Source organism: Vibrio sp. SALL6 (genome assembly GCF_002002385.1).
GTDB lineage: Bacteria > Pseudomonadota > Gammaproteobacteria > Enterobacterales > Vibrionaceae > Vibrio > Vibrio parahaemolyticus.
Genome location: NZ_MQVK01000046.1, coordinates 1 through 2882, shown reverse-complemented (window position 1 = coordinate 2882; position 2882 = coordinate 1). Strand labels below are relative to the sequence as shown.

The 2882-nt window shown below is 41.5% G+C and carries 4 protein-coding genes; 1 reads left to right on the top strand and 3 read right to left on the bottom strand.

The features are described 5' to 3' along the window. Window positions 1-117: 117 nt before the first annotated feature. On the top strand, window positions 118-420 hold the full coding sequence (locus tag BIW15_RS22955; protein ID WP_077281673.1) for a hypothetical protein: 303 nt from the start codon (window positions 118-120) through the stop codon (window positions 418-420). Window positions 421-643: 223 nt separating this feature from the next. Here BIW15_RS22955 and BIW15_RS22945 read toward each other — a convergent pair whose 3' ends face one another. The 3 genes from BIW15_RS22945 to BIW15_RS22925 all read right to left on the bottom strand — a co-directional run bounded on the left by BIW15_RS22945 (window position 644) and on the right by BIW15_RS22925 (window position 2567). Continuing rightward, window positions 644-910, bottom strand: coding sequence for a hypothetical protein (locus BIW15_RS22945; protein ID WP_077281672.1), 267 nt, complete (start codon window positions 908-910; stop codon window positions 644-646). 219 nt (window positions 911-1129) lie between these two features. Beyond that, on the bottom strand, window positions 1130-1375 hold the full coding sequence (locus BIW15_RS22940) for a hypothetical protein (protein ID WP_139103779.1): 246 nt from the start codon (window positions 1373-1375) through the stop codon (window positions 1130-1132). 778 nt (window positions 1376-2153) lie between these two features. After that, a complete protein-coding gene (locus BIW15_RS22925; protein ID WP_053805901.1) occupies window positions 2154-2567 on the bottom strand; it encodes a VOC family protein in 414 nt (137 codons plus the stop codon). Window positions 2568-2882: the final 315 nt, after the last annotated feature.

The window sequence follows — 2882 nt, the reverse complement described above, 5'->3', positions numbered from 1 at the left end:
AGTTTGTTAGTCGCGAGGCACCGAGCGACAATTTTAAGCCGAACTAAACTTTGCGAACAACAAACTTTATGTGCTTTGATGCATTTAAGTCAGGCGTAGTCTCAAAGCGGCTACTCAATGAAACCACTTAGAACAAACAACGCCGTAGAAAACGGACTGACAACACCAAAAAGCGCTTTTGGAAAGCCGATCTCACAGTGCGGACTTTCAACAAAGTCACTGAAACCACGTGGAACTTACCACACCAGAGAAAACGTCATTTCAGCGAGTAAATCGGCTTTTGTACCAACAAACTCACCGAGCGGAGTTGCAACCAAAAACAAACTCTCGATTGCCCTGCTCTGTCAGCACCAAAGAACAAAACAATCGCTAGGACACTTGCAAAATTTTGGACTCAAAACAGCTAAAACTAAGTTCTAATGATCGACGATGAATCTGTGTTCCAAACAAACTGCTGCTAAATTTTAAGCTCAGAAACATGATTTTGATTGCTAGCTTTTTCTGGCGACTAACGCCCAGTTAAGGGGTGAAGCACGCAATACCTAAACTACTCCATGGCACTTCAACACCGAAGCCACCGCATACCAAAAGTGCCACGCGTGCTGAATCCCACTTGAACTGTTTGTTATACGCGTAGCCACGTTTATATCTGAATACTAACGTTATTTCGAAGGTAAGTTGGAATAGATAGCTGCTCATCTAGATCTTTGAACATTGGGCTTTTGGGCATTGAATCAATGATAGCGCTTAACTCATCGTAACTGATACCCACTACACGACAAGCCGTCATAAGACCATTAATGAAGTGCTTTTTGTCACGCTTTTGCAACTTCTCACTAGCAGGGATTGATGAATAAATTTCACATTCTTGCGATAGTAACGCCAGTAACTCTGCCTTTTGTAAATCCATGCTCACTCCTTGAATAATGAAACCTTGAAATAGGAACTAACAAATAACCATTTGATTTTAAATAATTACTGTTACGTTTAGCCTTAAGCGTATAACGCCGCATTAAGGTGCGAACAACACTAAACACCTAACCTAAACCACTGCACCTTAAACACTAAAGCCAAGTTTAAACTGAGATCGCCAAGCGTTGTGAGTCACTCTTAAATGCTTTGTTATGTATTATCCCTCGACAGCATTGAAACCGTATTTTTGCGCAATAGCCCCTAATTGAGGCACAAGAGTAAACCTTACATCTGAACTATAATTAAACACGATGTAGTCTCTATAACTTTCAAGAACAAATGGGCGCTCCAACTCATCTCGCCCAAATAGGCCATTTATTTCTTCTAGAAACTCACTGAAGTCACATTCACCTACTGCATTGTGGCAGCCATTATTTAGCAACTCCGCTGCGATTATTCCCATTTTGAACTTCCGCCGCTTAGCCATCGTGTCTAAATCTGACCTCCACCGCCAGATAGTAAGATTCCAACTCAAATTAATTACTCCATGTCATAGAGATACATAACGCCCAGTTAAGGGGTGAAGCACGCAATGATCAAGCCACCGCATTGCACTTCAACATCGAAATCAAACGCATATCAAAAATGCCACGCGTGCTGAATCCCACTTGAACTGTTTGTTAGCACGCTGCCCTTTAAGCTTTTGGCATGCGCCAACTTACTGAAATATAGCACGAAAGAAACTTATGGTTTAAAACACTGAAACCAACCGGACAACTGGCCAAACTGAAAACTACTTCAAGGCGTAAGTTGGTTAGAAGAAAAACATGCTTAATTACCCTTTTCACCGCTTTCAAATTAGCAAAGGATACGGGCTTCGGACTTTAACAGCTGCTTCAAAGAAACTTAGCTTTAACGAAAATATCTCAGCATTAAAGAAACCACACAAGAGAAATTGCCCAAAAGTTAGAAACCGTAAACGGTGAAATCCAAGCGAAAACTTTACATCTAGTGCCACCGGAGCGAACGTGAGAGGCACATTTGATTAAGTGTAAATCTGGGAAAGAAACCAATAAACATCAAAACTTTTGACCTTTGATGCCAACCCAGTGCTAACGCCCTGTTAAGGGGTGAGCAACGCAATACCGAAGCTGCCGCATAACACCCTAAACACTAAAAACAACGCATAGTGAAAATGCTACGCGTTGCGAATCCCTCTTGAACAGTTTGTTATGTGCGTACTATTTGGTTGTTCTGTTTAGTTGCAGTAAGTCCCACTTATTTCCATATAGATCTTGAAACACCACTACCGTGCCATACTCTTCTACTCGCGGTTCTTCGTTAAATACAACACCATTTACTTTCATTAACTCGTAGTCTCTCCAGAAGTCATTGGTCTGAAGAAACAAAAACACACGGCCACCAGATTGATTACCTACAACAAGATGCTGCTCTTTTGTGCTTGCCTGAGCCAAAAGCAAATTTGTACCATTTGAGTTTGGAGGAGAAACCTGAACCCAGCGTTTTCCGCCACCTAAATCAGTGTCTTCGACAAGTGTAAATTGAAGTTTTTGAGTGTAAAACTCTATAGCATCATCGTAGCTTTCAACGACTAGTGCGACATTACCGATTTGCTGCTGAACTGATTTAGACATGATGATTTCCGCTAATTTCAAAACGCTAATACTACACTAATTTTCAAATTTTCGGAGAAAGCACATAACGCCCTGTTAAGGGGTGAGCAACGCAATACAAAAGCCGCCGCATACCACCCTAAACACTAAAACCAACGCATAGTAAAAATGCCACGCGTTGCGAATCCCTCTTGAACAGTTTGTTAGGTGGGATTGTCGCACGCCATAAGCAATGCTTTCAGCTCTAAATTCAATGAAGCCTCACCAATTTTTCTTGCTGAATTTCCCAATTGATTGCGGTAATTACAATCGGCTCCCGCCTCTAATAATAACCTA